20 protein-coding genes and 1 riboswitch are annotated in these 18,438 nt (G+C 61.5%); of the genes, 13 read left to right on the forward strand and 7 right to left on the reverse strand.

Annotated elements, in window-relative coordinates:
- Positions 1 to 4 precede the first annotated feature (4 nt).
- From ACU8HS_RS10670 to ACU8HS_RS10685, 4 genes are read left to right on the forward strand one after another with little or no spacing between them, the layout of a single operon-like run.
- A complete protein-coding gene (locus tag ACU8HS_RS10670; protein WP_112571878.1) occupies positions 5 to 889 on the forward strand; it encodes a F0F1 ATP synthase subunit gamma in 885 nt (294 codons plus the stop codon).
- Between the two features lie 23 nt (positions 890 to 912).
- Entirely contained in the window at positions 913 to 2,340 is a 1,428-nt protein-coding gene (gene atpD / locus ACU8HS_RS10675) for a F0F1 ATP synthase subunit beta (RefSeq protein ID WP_112571876.1), read from the forward strand.
- Positions 2,340 to 2,579 carry a hypothetical protein gene (locus ACU8HS_RS10680; protein ID WP_112705790.1) on the forward strand — a complete coding sequence of 80 codons (240 nt, stop codon included), beginning with the start codon at positions 2,340 to 2,342 and terminating at the stop codon, positions 2,577 to 2,579. Before atpD ends, ACU8HS_RS10680 begins: the two co-directional genes overlap by 1 nt.
- Complete coding sequence (locus tag ACU8HS_RS10685; protein WP_112571872.1) at positions 2,579 to 2,986, forward strand: F0F1 ATP synthase subunit epsilon; 408 nt, start codon at positions 2,579 to 2,581, stop codon at positions 2,984 to 2,986. The genes ACU8HS_RS10680 and ACU8HS_RS10685 overlap by 1 nt, the downstream gene beginning before the upstream one ends.
- A gap of 261 nt (positions 2,987 to 3,247) precedes the next feature.
- Here the strand turns inward: ACU8HS_RS10685 and ACU8HS_RS10690 are convergent, their stop codons facing one another.
- The 7 genes from ACU8HS_RS10690 to ACU8HS_RS10720 form a co-directional block, all read right to left on the reverse strand.
- Entirely contained in the window at positions 3,248 to 3,985 is a 738-nt protein-coding gene (locus ACU8HS_RS10690) for a sugar transferase (protein ID WP_112756529.1), read from the reverse strand.
- A gap of 182 nt (positions 3,986 to 4,167) precedes the next feature.
- A complete protein-coding gene (locus ACU8HS_RS10695) occupies positions 4,168 to 5,358 on the reverse strand; it encodes an acyltransferase family protein (protein WP_113412705.1) in 1,191 nt (396 codons plus the stop codon).
- Positions 5,359 to 5,422: 64 nt separating this feature from the next.
- Positions 5,423 to 6,427 carry an ABC transporter substrate-binding protein gene (locus ACU8HS_RS10700; protein WP_113412706.1) on the reverse strand — a complete coding sequence of 335 codons (1,005 nt, stop codon included), beginning with the start codon at positions 6,425 to 6,427 and terminating at the stop codon, positions 5,423 to 5,425.
- Positions 6,428 to 6,437: 10 nt separating this feature from the next.
- Entirely contained in the window at positions 6,438 to 7,193 is a 756-nt protein-coding gene (locus ACU8HS_RS10705; protein ID WP_112571864.1) for an ABC transporter ATP-binding protein, read from the reverse strand.
- Entirely contained in the window at positions 7,190 to 7,981 is a 792-nt protein-coding gene (locus ACU8HS_RS10710) for an ABC transporter permease (RefSeq protein WP_113412707.1), read from the reverse strand. Before ACU8HS_RS10710 ends, ACU8HS_RS10705 begins: the two co-directional genes overlap by 4 nt.
- Positions 7,982 to 7,995: 14 nt before the next feature.
- Positions 7,996 to 8,604: a YkoF family thiamine/hydroxymethylpyrimidine-binding protein gene (locus ACU8HS_RS10715; protein WP_113412708.1), complete on the reverse strand. Its 609-nt coding sequence runs from the start codon at positions 8,602 to 8,604 to the stop codon at positions 7,996 to 7,998.
- Positions 8,595 to 8,708, reverse strand: a riboswitch (TPP riboswitch). It overlaps the preceding gene by 10 nt.
- 193 nt (positions 8,709 to 8,901) lie before the next feature.
- On the reverse strand, positions 8,902 to 9,477 hold the full coding sequence (locus ACU8HS_RS10720; protein ID WP_447015854.1) for an NADPH-dependent FMN reductase: 576 nt from the start codon (positions 9,475 to 9,477) through the stop codon (positions 8,902 to 8,904).
- 80 nt (positions 9,478 to 9,557) lie between these two features.
- Between ACU8HS_RS10720 and soxR the strand changes: the two genes are divergently transcribed.
- The 9 genes from soxR (at position 9,558) to ACU8HS_RS10765 (ending at position 18,405) form a co-directional block, all read left to right on the forward strand.
- Entirely contained in the window at positions 9,558 to 10,022 is a 465-nt protein-coding gene (gene soxR / locus ACU8HS_RS10725; RefSeq protein WP_112756539.1) for a redox-sensitive transcriptional activator SoxR, read from the forward strand.
- An 87-nt stretch (positions 10,023 to 10,109) separates the two neighbouring features.
- Entirely contained in the window at positions 10,110 to 10,880 is a 771-nt protein-coding gene (locus tag ACU8HS_RS10730; protein WP_112756541.1) for an SDR family oxidoreductase, read from the forward strand.
- Positions 10,881 to 10,981: 101 nt separating this feature from the next.
- Complete coding sequence (locus ACU8HS_RS10735; protein WP_112571852.1) at positions 10,982 to 11,323, forward strand: ArsR/SmtB family transcription factor; 342 nt, start codon at positions 10,982 to 10,984, stop codon at positions 11,321 to 11,323.
- 73 nt (positions 11,324 to 11,396) lie between these two features.
- Positions 11,397 to 12,290: a LysR family transcriptional regulator gene (locus tag ACU8HS_RS10740; protein ID WP_112571850.1), complete on the forward strand. Its 894-nt coding sequence runs from the start codon at positions 11,397 to 11,399 to the stop codon at positions 12,288 to 12,290.
- A 137-nt stretch (positions 12,291 to 12,427) separates the two neighbouring features.
- Positions 12,428 to 12,907: a formate dehydrogenase subunit gamma gene (locus ACU8HS_RS10745; protein ID WP_112571848.1), complete on the forward strand. Its 480-nt coding sequence runs from the start codon at positions 12,428 to 12,430 to the stop codon at positions 12,905 to 12,907.
- Positions 12,904 to 14,460: a formate dehydrogenase beta subunit gene (locus ACU8HS_RS10750; protein ID WP_113412710.1), complete on the forward strand. Its 1,557-nt coding sequence runs from the start codon at positions 12,904 to 12,906 to the stop codon at positions 14,458 to 14,460. The genes ACU8HS_RS10745 and ACU8HS_RS10750 overlap by 4 nt, the downstream gene beginning before the upstream one ends.
- A gap of 3 nt (positions 14,461 to 14,463) precedes the next feature.
- Positions 14,464 to 17,343: a formate dehydrogenase subunit alpha gene (gene fdhF, locus ACU8HS_RS10755; protein WP_447015855.1), complete on the forward strand. Its 2,880-nt coding sequence runs from the start codon at positions 14,464 to 14,466 to the stop codon at positions 17,341 to 17,343.
- Positions 17,343 to 18,170 carry a formate dehydrogenase accessory sulfurtransferase FdhD gene (gene fdhD, locus ACU8HS_RS10760; RefSeq protein ID WP_112705803.1) on the forward strand — a complete coding sequence of 276 codons (828 nt, stop codon included), beginning with the start codon at positions 17,343 to 17,345 and terminating at the stop codon, positions 18,168 to 18,170. Before fdhF ends, fdhD begins: the two co-directional genes overlap by 1 nt.
- Positions 18,160 to 18,405: a formate dehydrogenase subunit delta gene (locus ACU8HS_RS10765; RefSeq protein ID WP_112571840.1), complete on the forward strand. Its 246-nt coding sequence runs from the start codon at positions 18,160 to 18,162 to the stop codon at positions 18,403 to 18,405. The genes fdhD and ACU8HS_RS10765 overlap by 11 nt, the downstream gene beginning before the upstream one ends.
- Positions 18,406 to 18,438: the final 33 nt, after the last annotated feature.

Consider the following 18,438-nt stretch of genomic DNA (forward strand, 5'->3'; position numbering starts at 1 on the left):
ACGGATGCCTTCACTTAAGGATCTGAAAAACCGGATCGCCTCCGTCAAGGCGACGCAGAAGATCACCAAGGCGATGAAAATGGTCGCTGCGGCGAAGCTTCGGCGTGCCCAGGAGGCGGCCGAGGCCGCCCGGCCTTACTCGCAGCGCATGAATGCGGTCCTGGCGAACATCGCCAAGGCCGTCACCGATGCGGACGGCGCGCCGGTCCTGATGACCGGCACGGGCAAGGACCAGGTTCACCTGCTCGTCGTCTGCACGGCCGAACGCGGCCTGTGCGGCGGCTTCAACTCGCAGATCGCCCGCTTCGCGCGCGACCACGTTCGCAAGCTGGTGGCCGAAGGCAAGACGGTGAAGATCTTCACCGTCGGCAAGAAGGGCTACGACATCCTGCGCCGCGAATTCGCGTCGATGATTGTCGAGCGTAAGGAACTGCGCGAAGTCAAGAAAATCGGGTTCGAGAATGCCGACCAGATCGGCAAGCGTATCATCGAGATGTTCGAGGCCGGCGAATTCGACGTCTGCACGCTGTTCTACTCGGAATTCAAGTCGGTGATCAGCCAGGTTCCGACCGCGCAGCAGCTCATCCCGGCCAAGGCCCCGGAAGCCAGCGCCGAGGATGCAGACCACGCCGGCGCGGTCTACGAATACGAGCCGGATCCGGCGTCGATCCTCGACGAGCTGATCCCGCGCAACATCTCCGTTCAGGTCTTCCGCGCTCTCCTCGAGAACGTTGCGGGCGAAATGGGCGCCAAGATGAGCGCGATGGACAATGCGACGCGCAATGCTGGTGAGATGATCAACAAGCTGACGCTGAGCTACAACCGTCAGCGTCAGGCGCAGATCACCAAGGAACTGATTGAAATCATTTCGGGCGCGGAAGCGCTCTGAGTTAGGGAAAAGAGGGTAAGAAAATGGCTGAGGCAGCTACCCGCTCTGTCGGCAAAGTCACCCAGGTTATCGGCGCCGTCGTCGACGTTGCTTTCGAAGGCGAACTGCCGGCGATTTTGAACGCGCTCGAAACCGACAACAACGGCAACCGTCTGGTTCTCGAAGTCGCTCAGCATCTGGGCGAAAACGAAGTCCGCACGATCGCCATGGACTCGACCGAAGGTCTCGTTCGCGGCCAGCAGGTCACCGATACCGGCGCGCCGATCTCGGTTCCGGTTGGTGACGAAACGCTCGGCCGTATCATGAACGTCATCGGCGAGCCGGTCGACGAAGCAGGTCCGCTGAACACCGCTCACAAGCGCGCCATCCACCAGGATGCTCCGGCTTACGTCGAGCAGTCCACGGAAGCGCAGATCCTCGTTACCGGCATCAAGGTCGTCGACCTTCTCGCTCCCTATGCCAAGGGCGGCAAGATCGGTCTGTTCGGCGGCGCAGGCGTCGGCAAGACCGTTCTCATCATGGAACTGATCAACAACGTCGCCAAGGCGCACGGTGGTTACTCGGTCTTCGCAGGCGTGGGTGAACGTACCCGCGAGGGCAACGACCTTTACCACGAAATGATCGAATCGGGCGTCAACAAGCATGGCGGCGGCGAAGGCTCCAAGGCTGCGCTGGTTTACGGCCAGATGAACGAACCGCCGGGTGCGCGCGCTCGTGTCGCCCTGACCGGTCTGACGGTTGCCGAACACTTCCGCGACCAGGGCCAGGACGTTCTGTTCTTCGTCGACAATATCTTCCGCTTCACGCAGGCTGGCTCGGAAGTGTCGGCTCTGCTCGGCCGTATTCCTTCGGCCGTGGGCTATCAGCCGACGCTTGCCACCGACATGGGCCAGATGCAGGAACGCATCACCACGACCACGACGGGCTCGATCACCTCGGTCCAGGCCATTTACGTTCCGGCCGACGACTTGACCGACCCGGCACCGGCAACCTCGTTCGCCCACCTGGACGCAACGACGGTTCTGTCGCGTTCGATCGCTGAAAAGGGCATCTACCCGGCCGTTGATCCGCTCGACTCCACCTCGCGCATGCTCGACCCGATGGTCGTCGGCGAAGAGCACTACGAAGTTGCTCGTAAGGTCCAGTCGACGCTGCAGCGCTACAAGGCCCTGCAGGACATCATCGCGATCCTCGGCATGGACGAACTGTCCGAAGAGGACAAGCTGTCGGTTGCCCGCGCCCGCAAGATCGAGCGCTTCCTGTCGCAGCCGTTCTTCGTTGCCGAAGTCTTCACCGGTTCGCCGGGCAAGCTGGTTGCTCTCGAAGACACGATCAAGGGCTTCAAGGGCCTCGTCAACGGCGAGTACGACCACCTGCCGGAAGCTGCCTTCTACATGGTCGGCTCGATGGAAGAAGCTGTCGAGAAGGCCAAGAAGCTCGCTGCTGCTTAATGAGCGACGCTTTGGACGAGATTTTCTGCTGCGACACTCTCCGGAGTGTCGTGGCCGAGCTTCCTGAACCGGCCGCGCCGACCCTCTACCGTGCCGATAACGGCGTGATGATGATGGTCGTGGGGCTGGCTCAGACCGAGGAAGGCCTCGGCTATCTCGACCATGCGATAATGCACTGCCCGTTCTGCGGGACCAAACTGCAAGATGCAAAAGCCATAGCCGAGAAGGTAAGTCACTGATGGCTGACAATTTCAACTTTGAGCTCGTTTCGCCGGAGCGTCTGCTGCTGTCGCAGATGGTGACTGAGGTCGTCATTCCCGCGACCGAAGGCGAAATGACGGTCATGGCCAACCATGCCCCGACGATGACGACCGTCAAGCCGGGTATTGTGAGCGTTCGTTCCGCCTCCGGTTCCAAGCAGGACTACGTCGTGTTCGGCGGTTTCGCCGATATCCTGCCAACCGGCTGCACGCTGCTGGCAGAATCGGCTGTTCCGGTCGAAGAACTCAACAAGGACGAGCTGACGCGCCGCATCGAGGCCGCGAAGAAGGAACTCGAGGATGCCGAGCATCACGAGCACAAGTCCAGGCTTGAGCATTTCATCATGGAACTGACCCATCTGCGTGGTGTCGTCCAGCAGGATTGATCGCTGCAACCAGCGACAAGACAGAGTGCAAGGCGGTCCTTCGGGGCCGCTTTTCTTTTGCGGCGTGGAAATCCGCGGGCAGGCATGCGTCACGGGCTGCATCCGCAACGGCATCGAGGTGGGAACGGCACCCCGGAAGGTTTGCCGCGCTAAGGCAGGCTTTCCGTTGCGGGGGAGGTTCTGCAATCCACGCGGAGAGCGCAGAAACAAAAGGCGGCTTCTGACCGCCTATATCCGGAGCGTTTCTTTGGAAGAAGCTACTTAGAAGCCGGTGCCGCCGCGCAGTTCCGACAGCAACGTGCCGAACAGGATTTTGATATCCAGCCAGAGGCTGAAATTTCTGATGTAATAGATATCGCTGGCAATGCGGGCGCGCGCCTCCGTCGGACGCTCTGTCGGGCCACGCCAGCCGCGCGTCTGGGCAAGGCCGGTAATGCCAGGCCGCATCAGGTGACGATAGTGATATTCGGGTACCAGCTCCTCGTAGAGCATGCCGGCCGCGCGCATGTTGATGGCGTGGCAGCGCGGGCCGACGAGCGACATATCGCCCTTGAGGACATTGAGGAGCTGCGGCAGCTCATCAATGTTGGTCTTGCGCAGGAAGGAGCCGATCCGTGTCACGCGCCGATCGCCCCTGACGGTCTGTTCGACGCCGGTGGGATCGCAGAGATCCGCCCGCATGGAGCGGAACTTGTAGACCGTGATCTTGCTACCTTTCAGGCCCCAGCGAACCTGCCGGAAAAACACCGGGCCGCCGTCATCGATCACGATGAGCAGCGCAATCGTCAGAAAAACAGGAAACAGGATGATCAGTGCGCTTGCCGCACCGAAAATATCGAAAGCCCTCTTCAAGCCAAGCTGAAGCCTGTTCCGGCCTTCCAGCGCGGTAAAGCTCTCCGGCTGACGAATATTGGAATTCGCTGCGTCGAGAGCCGGCATCTTCACTGTTTTCGTAAAGAAAGCCGTGTCTTGAAGCTTATTTGAAGTAAACACGTTCATTAAGCAACGTCCGTGGAAATACTCGCATATTGCGTCGCGCTGGCACAAATACATGGGCAAGATCGATTTGTCACCCGCTTCTTTAAGGTTTCCATAACCTTAATCGAGCCAAATTTGGGAGTATTTCGAAATATGTCCCTGATATTTTTGATGGGTTGGGAATTAACTATATTGAGTAAAGGCTAATTCTTGCGCGTTATGCGTGCGGCCCATCGTATTGCCGCTCGCTCGAGAGCGAAATAACTGAGGCTCGCGAGAAGAAAAACGATCGCCGTCGCAAAGGTGCAGCCGATAAACCAGTCCCGTAAAGGCTTTTCTTCACCGATCCCGAATATGGCCGGCGAGATCGTCTGCATCGAGGTCAGAACGATGTCCTGCCAGATATAGATGCCGAATGACACGGTTGCCGTGAAGCGCATGAGGGCATTGTCGAGCACAGTCGCAAGCAGCACGGAGCGCGACAGGGCCACGAGCGCCGCGGCGACCATAACCGGGAACAGCGGAAAGGCGTAGGGGATGCCCAGCCATCCATAGGCTTCCCATGGTCCGCCCGCCGATAGCGGCAGCTGGAGGCCGGCAGCGACCAGACAGGCGAGTGCGGCGATGTCGAACCGGATCCGGCGTTTGCGCGGCAGCATGATCTGGATGCCGGCCGCGAAGGCACCCAGCGCAAAAACGGCGAAGAAACCGAAGGGATTGTAGTTCGGCATCCACTCCTTCGCGCCGCCCTGCATGCCGTACTGCCAGCCGCGCTCAATCTCATTGGGCGGGACGAGCATGCGGAAGGTTTCGTGGGTAAGCAGCGTCACCGCAATGATGCCAAGCCAGGCAAGCCGCGTGACGAGCGCAGAACGGCGGTCTTGCGGTATCGCGAAAAGCCAGAGGAAGCCAAGCGGCAGCAGCGTATAACTCGTGACCTCAAAGCATATGGACCAGAGCGGACCGTTGCCCTCGACAGGAAAGAAGGTGCGCCAGTGCCACTGGCTCATGAAGAAGAGGCCACTGGCATAACGCAGAACGAGTTCCGGCGTCAGCCTGTGCTCAAGCAGCGTGATGCTGAGGACGAAGCCCGCCGTCAAGGCCACCCAGTAACCGGGCACGATGCGGGCTGCGCGTCGCAGGACATAGGTGCGCAGGCCAGGCATGGCGCGGCCGGCATCCAGGCTGCGCCAGAACGGCAGGGCCAGCAGGAAACCGCTGAGGATGAAGAAGATGGCGACGCCGAAATTGCCGAAGCGCAGAGCGGTCAGCACCGGCTGCAAGCCTTCAGTCCTGTTGAGGTCGACGCGCAGGATAAGATGGTGGATGAGCACCAGCAGGCAGGCGGCCGCACGCAAGAAATCCGCTCCGGCCACCCGGTCCTGCTGCTGCATGTCACTCCTCGCTCCTGGCCGGACTTTGCAGCGGAAAGCTGCCGCCGGCAAGAGCGGGATTATCTCAGCCAAGCAGATCGTTGGTGTAATAGGTGGAAAAGTCGGGCTTTTCCTTCAGCGCCGCGCCATTGGCATCCAGCAGGATGCCGTGGTCGAAGAGGAAAGCTCCGATCGCTTCCGCCTTGGCCGGATCGATGAGGCCGATCGCGCCGTCGGTACTCTTGAGGAAATGGCCCTCGACCAGCGCCTTTTGCGATGCCTTGACCAGCTCGGTGTTCAGCAGCGCGCCGTTGCTGCCGGCAATGAGGAGATCACAGGCCTCGTCCGGATTGTCGACCGAATAGGCGTAACCCTTGAGCGTGGCCTGGATGAAGGCGCGGGCGTTTTGCGGATTGGCCGACAGATAGGCGTCGCTGGATGCGATTGCCGTCGTCTGCTCGTCGGGAATGCCGTAGTCGCTATAGCGCCAGCGACCGACCTGCCGGTTCTCCAGCTGCGCGGCGATACCCTCCCAGGTATAGATTTCCAGCGTGAAGTCCACTGCGCCATTATCGAGTGCCTCATAGGCGGAGGTGCCGAGCGTGACATTCTGGAATGCGCCCTTGCCGCCGTCGTTGCGGATCATTGCGGAGACGAGCGCCTCCTCCCATGCGCCGCCGAAGCCGCCATAGGTTTTTCCGTCCAGATCCCTCGGGCTCTTGATATCGTCGCGGCCGCCCTTGAAGATCAGCCTGCCGGTTTCCGTCTGTACGACGGCATAAACGAGCTTCACATCCGCGCCGGCGGCGCGTTGGGTGAAGGCTTCAATCTCTCCGCAGATGCCGAAATCGGCAACGCCGTTGGCGACAAGCGTGCCGGCGCTGGTATCGGCATAGGGCAAGATCTCGACGTCGAGGCCGGCCGCCTCGTAGAAGCCCTTGGCCTTGGCGACATAGATGCCGATGTGATTGGTGTTCGGCGTCCAGTCGAGTGCGATGCGAACCGCGGCTCTGGATTGGGCGAAGGCAGTGCGGGCGGCGAGGCTTGCAGCCATGGCGGCAAAAAGGGTCTGTCGGCGGGTGAGAAGCATCGGGACCTCCTCAGGTTCTTTGCGGATGCAGCAATGTTTGAAGAATTTCGGTTTCGATCGCCTGGGCGGCCGGGGAGCCGAGATCGGCAAGCGTGCGGGGTCTTTTCAGCGGCACGTCGAATTCCCGGATCACCGCCGACGGACGGGCGGAAAGCACGTAGATGCGATCGGACAGGAAAACCGCTTCCCGCACATCATGGGTGATCAGCAGGGCCGTCCAGCGGTGGTCGGTCCACATGCCCTGCAGCCATTCCTGCATCTGGGTGCGGGTGAGCGCGTCGAGTGCCCCGAAGGGCTCATCGAGCAGCAGCATGTCCTGTCGCTGAATTACGGTGCGCAGCAGGGCCGCACGCTGGCGCATGCCGCCAGAAAGGGCGGCGGGATAGTGATTCTCAAAACCGGCAAGGCCGAAGCGTTCGAAGAGAGGGGCGGCAACGGAGCGCGCCTGGCTGCGGCGCATGCCGTGCACTTCGAGGCCGAGGATCGCATTGTCGATGACGCTTCGCCACGGCATCAGCGCATCGCGTTGCGGCATGAAGGCAAAGGCGTGTGCGGCTTGCGAAAGCGGCATGCCGTCAAAGAAAATGTCGCCGCCATCGGCCTGCAGTGCCTGTGTCAGAAGGCGAAGGATCGTCGATTTGCCGGAGCCGGAGGGGCCGACGATCGAGACGAATTCGCCTCTGGCGACATGAAGGGAAATATCCTTCAGCACGTCCATGCCGGCGAAGGATTTCGAGACGTTCTTCAGCTCAAGCATCCCGCTCATCGGCGTTTCTCCGCAGGAGATTGCCAGGGCATGACCAGGCGCTGCACCGCCAGCGTGAGAGCGAAGAGGCCCAGGGTCAGGAGGGCGCTGACGACGACGGCGGCAAGCACGAGGTCCGGCCGGAAATTGTTCTTGGCATTGAGCATGTAGATCCCGAGGCCGCGTGCGGCGCCTGCATATTCGGCAAAGATTGCACCGACCACGGCATAGGTGATCGCTATGCGCAGGCCGGCAAAGAAGAACGGCATGGCGGAGGGAAGCCTTGCCAGGCAGAAGATACGCCAGCGGCTTGCCTTCATGGAACTCAGAAGCTCGGCAATATCCCGATCCGTCGCTTCATAGCCCTGCAGCAGGGCGACAAGCAGCGGAAAGAAGGTGACGAGGGCGACGAGCAGAAGCTTCGGCAACAGCCCGAAACCGAACCAGAGCACGACCAGAGGGGCGATTGCGACCAGCGGCAATGTCTGGCTGACGATGAAGAGCGGCAGCAGCGCGCGGCGCATGAAGGGTATGAAATCCATCAGCACCGAGGAGGCGAAGGCAAAGAGCAGCGACAGGGCGAAACCGCCGAGCGTCGCGCCAAGCGTGGGCCAGGTATTGTCGAGCAGCGCCTGCCTGTTCAGCCAGCCTTGTGTGAGGATGCGCGAAGGCGAGGGCAGGATGGAGGGCTTGATGCCAGAGAGATCGACATAGAACTCCCAGACGGCCAGGAAGGCGCATACGGCAAGAATGGCTGGCAGGGCCCGCCGCAGTGGTGCAAATGTCGAATCCGGTTTCGATAAGGTCATTGCCGTCAGGCGTCTCAGGCTTTGCTCGGGCTGTTTGCCGAGACCGTAATATCCAGCGTCACATGGCCCTCGGGATCGCCGAAGCGGTAGAAGGCTTCATGGATGGTCGCGAAGATCGCACCGGCATCGCCGCGCAGCTTGGTACAGAAATTCTTGGATCGGTCGAAAGTGCCGGAGCGCTTCAGGAAATCGATGCAGCCGTAGATCTCGTCCATATGGGTGCCGGTTCCCATGACATAGAGAGAAAACTGGGCGGCGGTCGGCTGGCCGGTCCTTGGCGTTTCCCTGACCGCTGCCATCGCCGCCTCCACACGCTCGGCCAATGGTTCGGAGCGGATCGTGGCCAGGCCGGTGCCGCAGATGGCGTCATCCGGCTCGCCGGGGCAGCCGCGCGAGACGGCAGCGGATAAAACGCAATGTTCGCCGCTTGCCGAGGCCGCAACGAAGAGGTCGCGCATGGCGGCAAACAGTACGTCGGGCGGGCCGACCATCAGCGTGGAAATATCGTCGGTTTCGATGCGGAGCCGGTCACGATAGGGCTCGAGCGCCTTGATCGCATCAAGGATGATGCCGACGAAATTGCCGGACATCGGATACAGGGACACTTGCGCGCCGGAAAACATTTGGACCTCGCTCCGCTGGCATTACCCAGATCAGCTTTGAAGGGTCCGGAGGCATGCGCCTCACATCTCAGCCCCAGCAATATGGAGCTCCCCCGTGAAATTGTGGCGGAAGCTAGCACCGGCTCGGCGATACCGCAACCGCAAAATTGCTATCCGGCTACACGGTCGGCAAGCGGAGGATGGCAGGCCGGGCGCATCCGCCATCTGTCGGGAAAGGAGGAAACACCCGGACGGAGGTCCTGTCCGGGTGTCCAGCCGGTTTCGGACCTGCCAGAAACGGAACCGGATGTCGCTGTCTCAGGCGGCTGCGCCGGCATAGGGGCGGTCGCTGCGCGCGGCAATCAGTGCTTCGGTCCACCATTGCAGCTGGGCTGTCATTCGCGAAAGCCGGCGCAGCGCATCCTGGGGATCGTGCAGCCGGCCCTCATCGTCGAAACGACGCCAGGGAGAGCTGAAGCTCACCGCATCGCAGATCGTGACGGCGTGAAGCTCCGCAAAGACGAGGCGCAGCTGCTCGACCGCCCGCAATCCGCCGGATACGCCGCCATAGGAAACGAAGGCGACCGGCTTGCCGTGCCAGGGCTCGGCAAAGAGGTCGATGAGGAATTTCAGGGAAGCGGTGAAGCTGTGATTATATTCCGGCGTGACGAGAATGAAGCCATCGGCCTGATGGAGCCTGTCGGCAAGCCGTCTTGCCTCGGGATGATGCGGCGCATGTTCCCGCGGCAGCGAAAAGGCCAGCGGGTCGATGATGTCGATTTCGAATTGCGGGAAGCCGACAAGCTCTCTTGCCAGCCATTTTACGACCCTGTCGCAGATGCGCCCGTCGCGCGTGCTGCCGTAGATGACGGCAAGCCTCATGGCTTTCTGCATGCATTGCTCCTTCTTTGTCGGCTTTACGGCCTCGGGAGCGCAGTCTATAAAACCTCAACCAATATTGAGGTCAATAGGCCATGCAGCAGAACCCGACATTCTCCCTGAGCAGGCTTCTGACGGTGGGGGAGGTGGCAGAACGCAGCGGACTTGCGGTTTCCGCCCTGCATTTCTACGAGGCGAAAGGACTGATTTCCAGCATTCGCACCCGTGGCAATCAGCGCCGCTATGGTCGCGACGTGCTGCGGCGTCTCGGCATCATCAAGGTGGCGCAACGCGTCGGCATCCCTCTTGCTGAAATCCAGACCGCCTTCGAGACCCTGCCGCAAGGCCGCACACCGACAGTGGAGGATTGGCAGAGGCTGTCTGCGCTCTGGAAGGATGATCTCGATGCTCGCATCAGGCGGCTCAGCCTGCTGCGCGACCATCTGACGAGCTGTATCGGCTGCGGCTGTCTCTCCATTGATGCCTGTCCGCTGCGCAATCCCTTCGACGTGCTCGGCAGTCAGGGCACCGGTGCGCGGCTTCTCGATCCGGATGCGTAGGCCTGCGGGCTTTCTTTTGGCCGGTTGCCGCATATGTTAGGCCTGATAGCGCAAGCGGCGGGGCCAGCCCGCCAAGAGGAGAGCTTCGTGTTTCATCCCAAACTGTTCGAAAACCGCAATGTCGTCGTGACGGGTGCCGGGCGGGGCATCGGCCTTGAAGTTGCCCGGCAGTTTCTGGATTGCGGAGCGCGCGTGCTTGTGCATACCGGGCGCAAGGGCGAACGCGAACTGCCGGATTTTCTTCTGACGGCCGAATCGGAGCGCCGGGCGCTGCTGCTGCCGGCCGATTTCCTGCATCCGGGTGGGGCTGCGAAGTTTGCGCAGGAAGCGCTCGATTTCTTCGACAAGATCCATGTTCTGGTCAACAATGCCGGTACGATGCATGGACGTTTTCCCGCCGGCGAGCTGACCGATGCCGACTACGAGACTGTCGTGCGCCTCAACCAGACGTCGGTGGTGGAACTTACACGCGCACTGCTTCCTGCTCTTCGGGCAGCGCAGGGTGCGGCCATCGTCAACACGGTCTCGATATCGGCGCTGACGGGCGGCAGTCCGGGTTCGGCGATCTATTCCGCATCGAAAGCCTTCGTTGCGACCTATTCCAAGGCGCTCGCCCGCGAACTCGCGCCTGACGGTATCCGGGTCAATTGCGTGTCGCCGGGCACGATCGATACCGATTTCCATGCACGCTATTCATCTCGCGAAAAACTGGAGCAGACACGCAAGTCGATCCCGCTGCAGCGGCTCGGAACATCGGAAGATTGCGCCCCGGCCTATCTCTTCCTGGCGGCGCCTTCGCTCTCCGGCTACATCACAGGCCAGGTTCTCGAGATCAATGGCGGCCAGCTTATCTGCTGATTTGGTTGGACTTTTTTTGGTATTTCGCGACATTTGACCAATTCGCTTCTGCGAATATGATATTGTACTGATCTACCTTATTACCTCCTTCCGAGAAGCAGATGCCATTGCCTAAACCGAAGCCGGGCATGACCGGCCAGGACTTGCAGAAGCTTGCTGACAAAGCCCACGAGGCGAGTGATCTCCTGAAGGCGCTAGCCCATCAGACCCGGTTGCTCATCCTCTGTATCCTTTCGGAAGGCGAAAAGACGGTGGGCGAGATCGAGGATATCCTTGGTATACAGCAGGCTATGGTGTCGCAGCAGCTTGCCCGGCTGCGGCTCGAAGGCCTCGTCAACACGCGGCGCGACGGCCGGCTCGTCTATTACAGCATGGGCAATGAAAGCGTTCTGGCTTTCCTCGAATCACTTTTCAGTCTCTTCCCGGTTGCCGAGAAGGGCTGAGGCTGCAGCTCTTGCGAAGCGGCCGGCAAGCCGCGAAGATAGGCCTCATCCCGAATTCGGCAGGGGGGGCCGGATGATCGACAAGCTGGAATTCTTCATCGCACTCGCCAACGAGAAACATTTCGGTCGTGCGGCGGAGGAATGCGGCGTTTCCCAACCCACGCTGTCTGCCGCCATTCGCCAGCTCGAGGACCAGCTCGGCGTCATGCTGGTGCAGCGCGGCTCCCGTTTTCAGGGATTGACGCCGGAAGGGCAGCGCGTCCTCGAATGGGCGCGGCGCATCGTCGGCGACACACGCACGATGCGCGAGGAAATGCGCGCCGCCCGCAAAGGTCTCTCCGGCCATCTGCGGCTGGCTTCCATTCCGACCGCGCTCGCCATGCTGTCGCGAATCACGACGCCCTTTCAGGAGCGACACCCCGACGTCACCTTCTCCATCGTCTCGCGCAATTCGCTGCAGGTGCTGGGAATGCTCGAAAATCTCGAGATCGATGCCGGCGTCACCTATCTGGAAAACGAGCCGCTCGGGCGTGTCACCTCGGTGCCGCTCTACGCGGAGCGTTACAATCTCATCACTGCCGCCGGCAGCCCGCTCTCGGATCGCGAGAGTGTGACATGGCGTGAAGTCGGCGATCTTCGACTTTGTCTATTGACGGCCGACATGCAGAACCGCCGTATCATCAACCGACATTTGACCGAGGCGGGCGCGACGGTGCATCCGACGCTCGAATCAAACTCGATGATCGTGCTGTTTTCGCATGTTCGGACCGGGCGCTGGGCGAGCATCATGCCGCGTAACGTAGCGAAATCATTCGGTTTTCCTGTGGAGATCCGAATGATCCCGATCGTCGAGCCAGAGGCGCACCATCTTGTGGGCCTTGTCGCCCCCTACCGGGAACCGTTCACGCCCCTTGTTTCTGCTTTGTTGCATGAGGCAAGAACACTCGTGGAAGATGCGGAACTTTGATAGAAAAAAACTATCAAGCAACGAGACTGCTTTATTGATCGCGGCCCGCTTCCCTGAGACAGTTCCCTAGAAATCGCAAGGACATGGGGAGGTTTTTGCGCATTTCGCGGAATTCGCAAGCCGAGGGAGGGCTGCTGATGAACATACGTATCGCCGAGGGCGATATTGCCGGGCGCGTGCGCTCGATCGTTGCCGATCTTCGATCCCTCGAAGGCCCGTTGCTCCCCATTCTGCATGAGGTTCAGGACGAGTTCGGTTACGTGCCGCAGGAAGCCCTGCCGGTCATCGCCGACGAACTCAATCTTTCCCGCGCCGAGGTCCACGGCGTCGTGACCTTCTACCACGATTATCGCGATCACCCCGCCGGTCGGCACGTGCTGAAGCTCTGCCGTGCCGAAGCCTGCCAGTCGATGGGCGGCGACGCGCTGGCCGAGCGTATCAAGAGCCTGCTCGGCATCGATTTTCATCAGACGACACTGGACGGCAGCGTGACGCTGGAGCCGGTCTATTGTCTCGGTCTCTGCGCCTGTGCGCCGGCCGCCATGTTCGACGGCGAAGTGCATGGCCGGGTCGATGACGCGCTTGCGGCCGAACTCGTCGAGGAGGCGCGCCGATGACCGTAAGAATCTATATTCCGCGCGATGCCGCAGCGCTCTCGCTCGGGGCTGAGAAGGTGGCAAAGGCGATTAACCAGGAGATCGCCGCCCGCGGCCTCGATGCGGTCGTCGTGCGCAACGGCTCGCGCGGAATGCTCTGGCTCGAACCGCTGGTCGAAGTCGAGGTTTCCGGCAAACGGATCGGCTACGGGCCGGTCGCGGCGAAGGATGTCGCAGGCCTCTTCGACGCGGGATTGATGGATGGCAGGGCGCATGAGCTCTGTCTTGGGGAAGTCGAGGACCTCCCATTCCTGAAGGGCCAGACCCGCCTCACCTTTTCCCGTTGCGGCATTACCGATCCGCTTTCGCTTGCGGATTACGAAGCCCATGGCGGGCTTGCGGGCCTTCGCCGCGCAGTGGCGATGCAGGCTGCCGATATCGTCAGGGAAGTGACCGATTCCGGCCTTCGCGGTCGCGGCGGGGCGGGCTTTCCGACCGGCATCAAGTGGAAGACGGTGCTCGATGCGGCCGGGTCGCGCAAATATATCGTCTGCAATGCAGATGAGGGCGACAGCGGCACCTTTGCCGATCGGATGATCATGGAAGGCGATCCTTTCGTGCTCATCGAAGGCATGGCGATTGCCGGGCTTGCGACAGGTGCCACGAAAGGTTTCGTCTACACGCGTTCGGAATATCCGCACGCCATCGCCACGATGACGGAGGCAGTAGAGATTGCCCGCAAGGCCGGCATCCTCGGCAGTTCGGTGCTCGGTTCCGGCAAGGCATTCGACATGGAAATCCGCACCGGTGCCGGCGCTTACGTCTGCGGCGAGGAAACCGCGCTGCTCAACAGCCTCGAAGGCAAGCGGGGCATCGTGCGCGCCAAGCCGCCGCTGCCGGCGCACAAGGGCCTGTTTAACTGTCCGACGGTCATCAACAACGTCATCTCGCTCGCCTCGGTGCCTGTGATCATGGAGAGGGGGGCGGCCTTCTATCGTGATTTCGGCATGGGCCGGTCACGCGGCACCATCCCGCTGCAGATCGCCGGTAACGTGAAATATGGCGGCCTTTATGAAACCGCCTTCGGCCTGTCGCTCGGTGATATCGTCGAGAAGATCGGCGGCGGCACGGCGTCAGGCCGGCCGGTGAAGGCGGTACAGGTGGGCGGACCGCTCGGCGCCTATTTTCCGCGGTCGCTCTTCGATACGCCGTTCGACTACGAGGCCTTTGCCGCCAGGGACGGGCTGATCGGCCATGCCGGCCTCGTCGTCTTCGACGATACGGCAGATATGCTCAAGCAGGCGCGGTTCGCCATGGAATTCTGCGCGGTGGAAAGCTGCGGCAAGTGCACGCCCTGTCGCATCGGCTCGACGCGCGGCGTCGAAACGGCGGACAAGATCGCTCAGGGCATCGAACCGGAAAAGAACCGCGAGCTGCTGGCCGATCTCTGCAATACGATGAAATTCGGCTCGCTCTGCGCGCTCGGCGGTTTCACGCCCTATCCCGTCATGAGCGCGATGACGCACTTCCCCGAGGATTTTGCCCCGGTCCCTCTCATCGAAGCGGCGGAATAGATCATGTCTCTTGTTCACGAAATCGACTACGGAACGCCGGCCTCCAAATCCGAAACGATGGTGACGCTGACCATCGACGGCAGGCAGGTGACAGTCCCCGAGGGTACCTCGATCATGCGGGCCTCGATGGAGGCCGGCATTCAGGTGCCGAAGCTCTGCGCGACCGATATGGTCGATGCCTTCGGCTCCTGCCGCCTCTGTCTCATCGAGATCGACGGCCGCAACGGAACGCCGGCCTCCTGCACCACGCCGGTGGCTCCAGGCATCGTCGTCCATACGCAGACGGAGCGGCTGAAGAACATCCGCCGTGGCGTGATGGAGCTTTATATTTCCGACCATCCGCTCGACTGTCTGACCTGCGCTGCCAACGGCGATTGCGAGCTGCAGGACATGGCGGGCGCCGTCGGGCTGCGCGACGTGCGCTACGGCTACGAGGGCGACAACCACGTCAGGGCACGCAATGGCGGCGAGATCAATCTGAAATGGATGCCGAAGGACGAATCCAATCCCTACTTCACCTATGATCCGTCGAAATGCATCGTCTGCTCACGCTGCGTGCGCGCCTGCGAGGAAGTACAGGGCACGTTCGCCTTGACGATCGAGGGGCGCGGCTTCGGTTCGCGCGTCTCGCCCGGCATGCACGAGCATTTCGTGGAGTCCGAATGCGTTTCCTGCGGCGCCTGCGTGCAGGCTTGCCCGACGGCGACGCTGACGGAAAAATCGGTCATCCGCATCGGCCAGCCGGAACATTCGGCGGTCACGACCTGCGCCTATTGCGGCGTCGGCTGTTCCTTCAAGGCGGAAATGCGCGGCGAGGAACTGGTGCGCATGGTGCCGTGGAAGGACGGACAGGCCAACCGCGGCCATTCCTGCGTCAAGGGCCGCTTTGCCTATGGATATTCGACCCACAAGGACCGCATCCTCAATCCGATGATCCGCGAGAAGGTGACGGATCCCTGGCGCGAAGTGAGCTGGGATGAGGCCTATGCGCATGTCGCTTCGGAGTTCCGCCGTATCCAGTACCAATATGGCCGCGAGGCGATCGGCGGCATCACATCGTCCCGCTGCACCAATGAAGAGACCTATCTTGTCCAGAAGCTGGTCCGCGCCGGCTTCGGCAACAACAATGTCGATACCTGCGCACGTGTCTGCCATTCGCCGACGGGCTACGGTCTCGGTCAGGCCTTCGGCACCTCGGCCGGCACGCAGAATTTCGACAGCGTCGAACAGTCGGACGTCGTCGTTATCATCGGTGCCAACCCGACCGACGGCCACCCGGTTTTCGGTTCGCGTCTCAAGAAGCGGCTGCGGCAGGGCGCCAAGCTCATCGTCATCGATCCGCGCCGCACCGATATCGTGCGCTCGCCGCATGTCGAGGCATCCTTCCATCTGCCGCTGAAGCCCGGCACCAATGTCGCGATGCTGACCGCTTTGGCGCATGTGATCGTGACCGAGGGTCTCTGCGATGAGAAATTCATCCGCGAGCGTTGCGACTGGTCGGAATTCGAGGACTGGGCGGCGTTCGTGGCCGAGCCGCAGCACAGCCCGGAGGCCGTGGAGAAATTCACCGGCGTCAAGCCGGAAGACGTGCGCGGTGCCGCCCGGCTCTATGCGACCGGCGGCAATGGCGCCATCTATTACGGCCTTGGCGTAACCGAACACAGCCAGGGCTCGACGACCGTCATGGCGATCGCCAATCTTGCCATGGCGACCGGCAATATCGGCCGTCCGGGCGTCGGCGTGAACCCGCTGCGCGGCCAGAACAATGTGCAAGGCTCGTGCGACATGGGGTCCTTCCCGCACGAGCTGCCGGGTTATCGCCATATCTCCGACGATGCGACGCGCGATATTTTCGAGAAACTCTGGGGCGTGAAGATCAACAACGAGCCGGGTCTGCGCATCCCGAACATGCTGGATGCCGCCGTCGACGGTTCGTTCAAAGGCATCTATATCCAGGGCGAAGATATCCTCCAGTCCGATCCGGACACCAAGCATGTCGCCGCCGGCCTCGCTGCCATGGAATGCGTGGTCGTGCAGGATCTCTTCCTCAACGAGACGGCAAATTACGCCCATGTCTTCCTGCCGGGTTCGACCTTCCTGGAAAAGGACGGCACTTTCACCAATGCCGAGCGCCGCATCAACCGGGTGCGCAAGGTCATGACCCCGCGCAACGGTTATGCCGACTGGGAAGTGACGCAGAATCTCGCACAGGCCATGGGCCTCGACTGGCACTATGCGCATCCTTCCGAAATCATGGACGAGATTGCCGCGACGACGCCGAGTTTCGCTTCCGTTTCCTACGACTATCTCGAAAAAATGGGCTCGGTTCAGTGGCCCTGCAACGAAGCGCATCCGCTCGGCTCGCCGATCATGCATGTTGACGGATTCGTGCGCGGCAAGGGCAAGTTCATCCGCACGGAATATGTGGCGACCGACGAACGCACCGGGCCGCGCTTCCCGCTGCTTCTGACCACCGGCCGCATTCTCAGCCAGTATAATGTCGGCGCGCAGACGCGCCGTACCGACAACGTCGTCTGGCACTCGGAAGACCGACTGGAAATCCACCCGCACGATGCCGAACAGCGCGGCATTCGTGACGGCGACTGGGTCAAGCTCGGCAGCCGTTCCGGCGATACGACGCTTCGCGCGCTGATCACCGATCGCGTGGCGCCCGGCGTCGTCTACACGACCTTCCATCATCCGGATACGCAGGCAAACGTCATCACCACCGATTTCTCCGACTGGGCGACGAACTGCCCGGAATACAAGGTGACGGCGGTGCAGGTATCGCCGTCCAACGGGCCGTCCGACTGGCAGGTCGAATATGATGAGCAGGCCCGCCGGTCCCGCCGCATCGCCGGCAAGATGGAGGCCGCCGAATAATGACGGAAAGGCCGACCCGGATCGCCGTGAAGGAGGTCGCCCGCAAGGGCGGCGTCATGATGCGGGGCGAACGTATCGTGCCCGAAGAAGTGCCGATCGCCTTTTCCTATGGCGGCAGCACACATGCGGTGATGATGGGTACGCCCGACGATCTGGAGGATTTCGCAGTCGGTTTCAGTCTGACGGAAGGCATCATCACGGATCGCAGCCAGGTTGCCGGCATCGAGCTGCTCGAGGACGAGAAGGGTGTCGATGTCCAGGTGACGCTTCTCGACGATGTCGAGGATGCGCTGAGGAAACGGCGGCGTAGCATGGCGGGACCTGTCGGTTGCGGCCTGTGCGGCATCGAATCGATCGAGCAGGCGGTCCGCGCCGTGCCGGATCTTTCCCGGGCCGGGCTATCGCTGTCGCATGCCGATATCGTCAAGGCGACCGCGCTGCTCAACGATTCCCAGCCGCTGCATCGCGAGACGCGGGCAGTGCATGGGGCCGGCTTCTATGTTCCCGGCAAGGGATTGGTCGCGGTGCGTGAGGATGTCGGCCGGCACAATGCGCTCGACAAATTGTGCGGCGCGGTCATCAGGGCGGGGACGGCCGGCGCTTCCGGCGCCGTCGTCGTCACCAGTCGCCTGTCGGTCGAAATGGTTCAGAAGACGGCAATTCTCGGCGCACCCGTGCTGATCGCCATTTCCGCGCCGACCGCGCTCGCCATCCGCACGGCCGAAGAGGCCGGCATGACGCTGGTTGCCCTCGTGCGCGGCCAGGATTTCGAGATTTTCACCCACCCGCATCGCCTGTCGCCCGGAAGCATCGCCGATGTCGCATGATACCAAGACCAAGCTCGTCTATATGGCAAACCAGATCGCAACCTTCTTCAAAACCCAGCCCGAAAGCGAGGCTGTGCAGGGAGTTGCGACCCATATCAACAAATTCTGGGAGCCGCGCATGCGGCGGCAACTCTTCGAAATTCTGGAGAAGGAAGATAACGGCCTCGATGCACTCGTGCTGCAGGCCGTGCCTCTGATCCGCAAACCGGAGCCGGCGCAAAACCAGCTTCGGTAAACCAACATCGGCGTGTGAATGAGGGGAAGTGGG

This window comes from Rhizobium sp. KDH_Rht_773_N, from assembly GCF_052946295.1.

Coding starts and splice junctions, on each gene's coding strand:
- ACU8HS_RS10670 (WP_112571878.1), top strand. CDS start 5: ATGCCTTCACTTAAGGATCTGAAAAACCGGATCGCCTCCGTCAAGGCG.
- atpD (WP_112571876.1), top strand. CDS start 913: ATGGCTGAGGCAGCTACCCGCTCTGTCGGCAAAGTCACCCAGGTTATC.
- ACU8HS_RS10680 (WP_112705790.1), top strand. CDS start 2,340: ATGAGCGACGCTTTGGACGAGATTTTCTGCTGCGACACTCTCCGGAGT.
- ACU8HS_RS10685 (WP_112571872.1), top strand. CDS start 2,579: ATGGCTGACAATTTCAACTTTGAGCTCGTTTCGCCGGAGCGTCTGCTG.
- ACU8HS_RS10690 (WP_112756529.1), bottom strand. CDS start 3,985: ATGAACGTGTTTACTTCAAATAAGCTTCAAGACACGGCTTTCTTTACG.
- ACU8HS_RS10695 (WP_113412705.1), bottom strand. CDS start 5,358: ATGCAGCAGCAGGACCGGGTGGCCGGAGCGGATTTCTTGCGTGCGGCC.
- ACU8HS_RS10700 (WP_113412706.1), bottom strand. CDS start 6,427: ATGCTTCTCACCCGCCGACAGACCCTTTTTGCCGCCATGGCTGCAAGC.
- ACU8HS_RS10705 (WP_112571864.1), bottom strand. CDS start 7,193: ATGAGCGGGATGCTTGAGCTGAAGAACGTCTCGAAATCCTTCGCCGGC.
- ACU8HS_RS10710 (WP_113412707.1), bottom strand. CDS start 7,981: ATGACCTTATCGAAACCGGATTCGACATTTGCACCACTGCGGCGGGCC.
- ACU8HS_RS10715 (WP_113412708.1), bottom strand. CDS start 8,604: ATGTTTTCCGGCGCGCAAGTGTCCCTGTATCCGATGTCCGGCAATTTC.
- ACU8HS_RS10720 (WP_447015854.1), bottom strand. CDS start 9,477: ATGCAGAAAGCCATGAGGCTTGCCGTCATCTACGGCAGCACGCGCGAC.
- soxR (WP_112756539.1), top strand. CDS start 9,558: ATGCAGCAGAACCCGACATTCTCCCTGAGCAGGCTTCTGACGGTGGGG.
- ACU8HS_RS10735 (WP_112571852.1), top strand. CDS start 10,982: ATGCCATTGCCTAAACCGAAGCCGGGCATGACCGGCCAGGACTTGCAG.
- ACU8HS_RS10740 (WP_112571850.1), top strand. CDS start 11,397: ATGATCGACAAGCTGGAATTCTTCATCGCACTCGCCAACGAGAAACAT.
- ACU8HS_RS10745 (WP_112571848.1), top strand. CDS start 12,428: ATGAACATACGTATCGCCGAGGGCGATATTGCCGGGCGCGTGCGCTCG.
- ACU8HS_RS10750 (WP_113412710.1), top strand. CDS start 12,904: ATGACCGTAAGAATCTATATTCCGCGCGATGCCGCAGCGCTCTCGCTC.
- fdhF (WP_447015855.1), top strand. CDS start 14,464: ATGTCTCTTGTTCACGAAATCGACTACGGAACGCCGGCCTCCAAATCC.
- fdhD (WP_112705803.1), top strand. CDS start 17,343: ATGACGGAAAGGCCGACCCGGATCGCCGTGAAGGAGGTCGCCCGCAAG.
- ACU8HS_RS10765 (WP_112571840.1), top strand. CDS start 18,160: ATGTCGCATGATACCAAGACCAAGCTCGTCTATATGGCAAACCAGATC.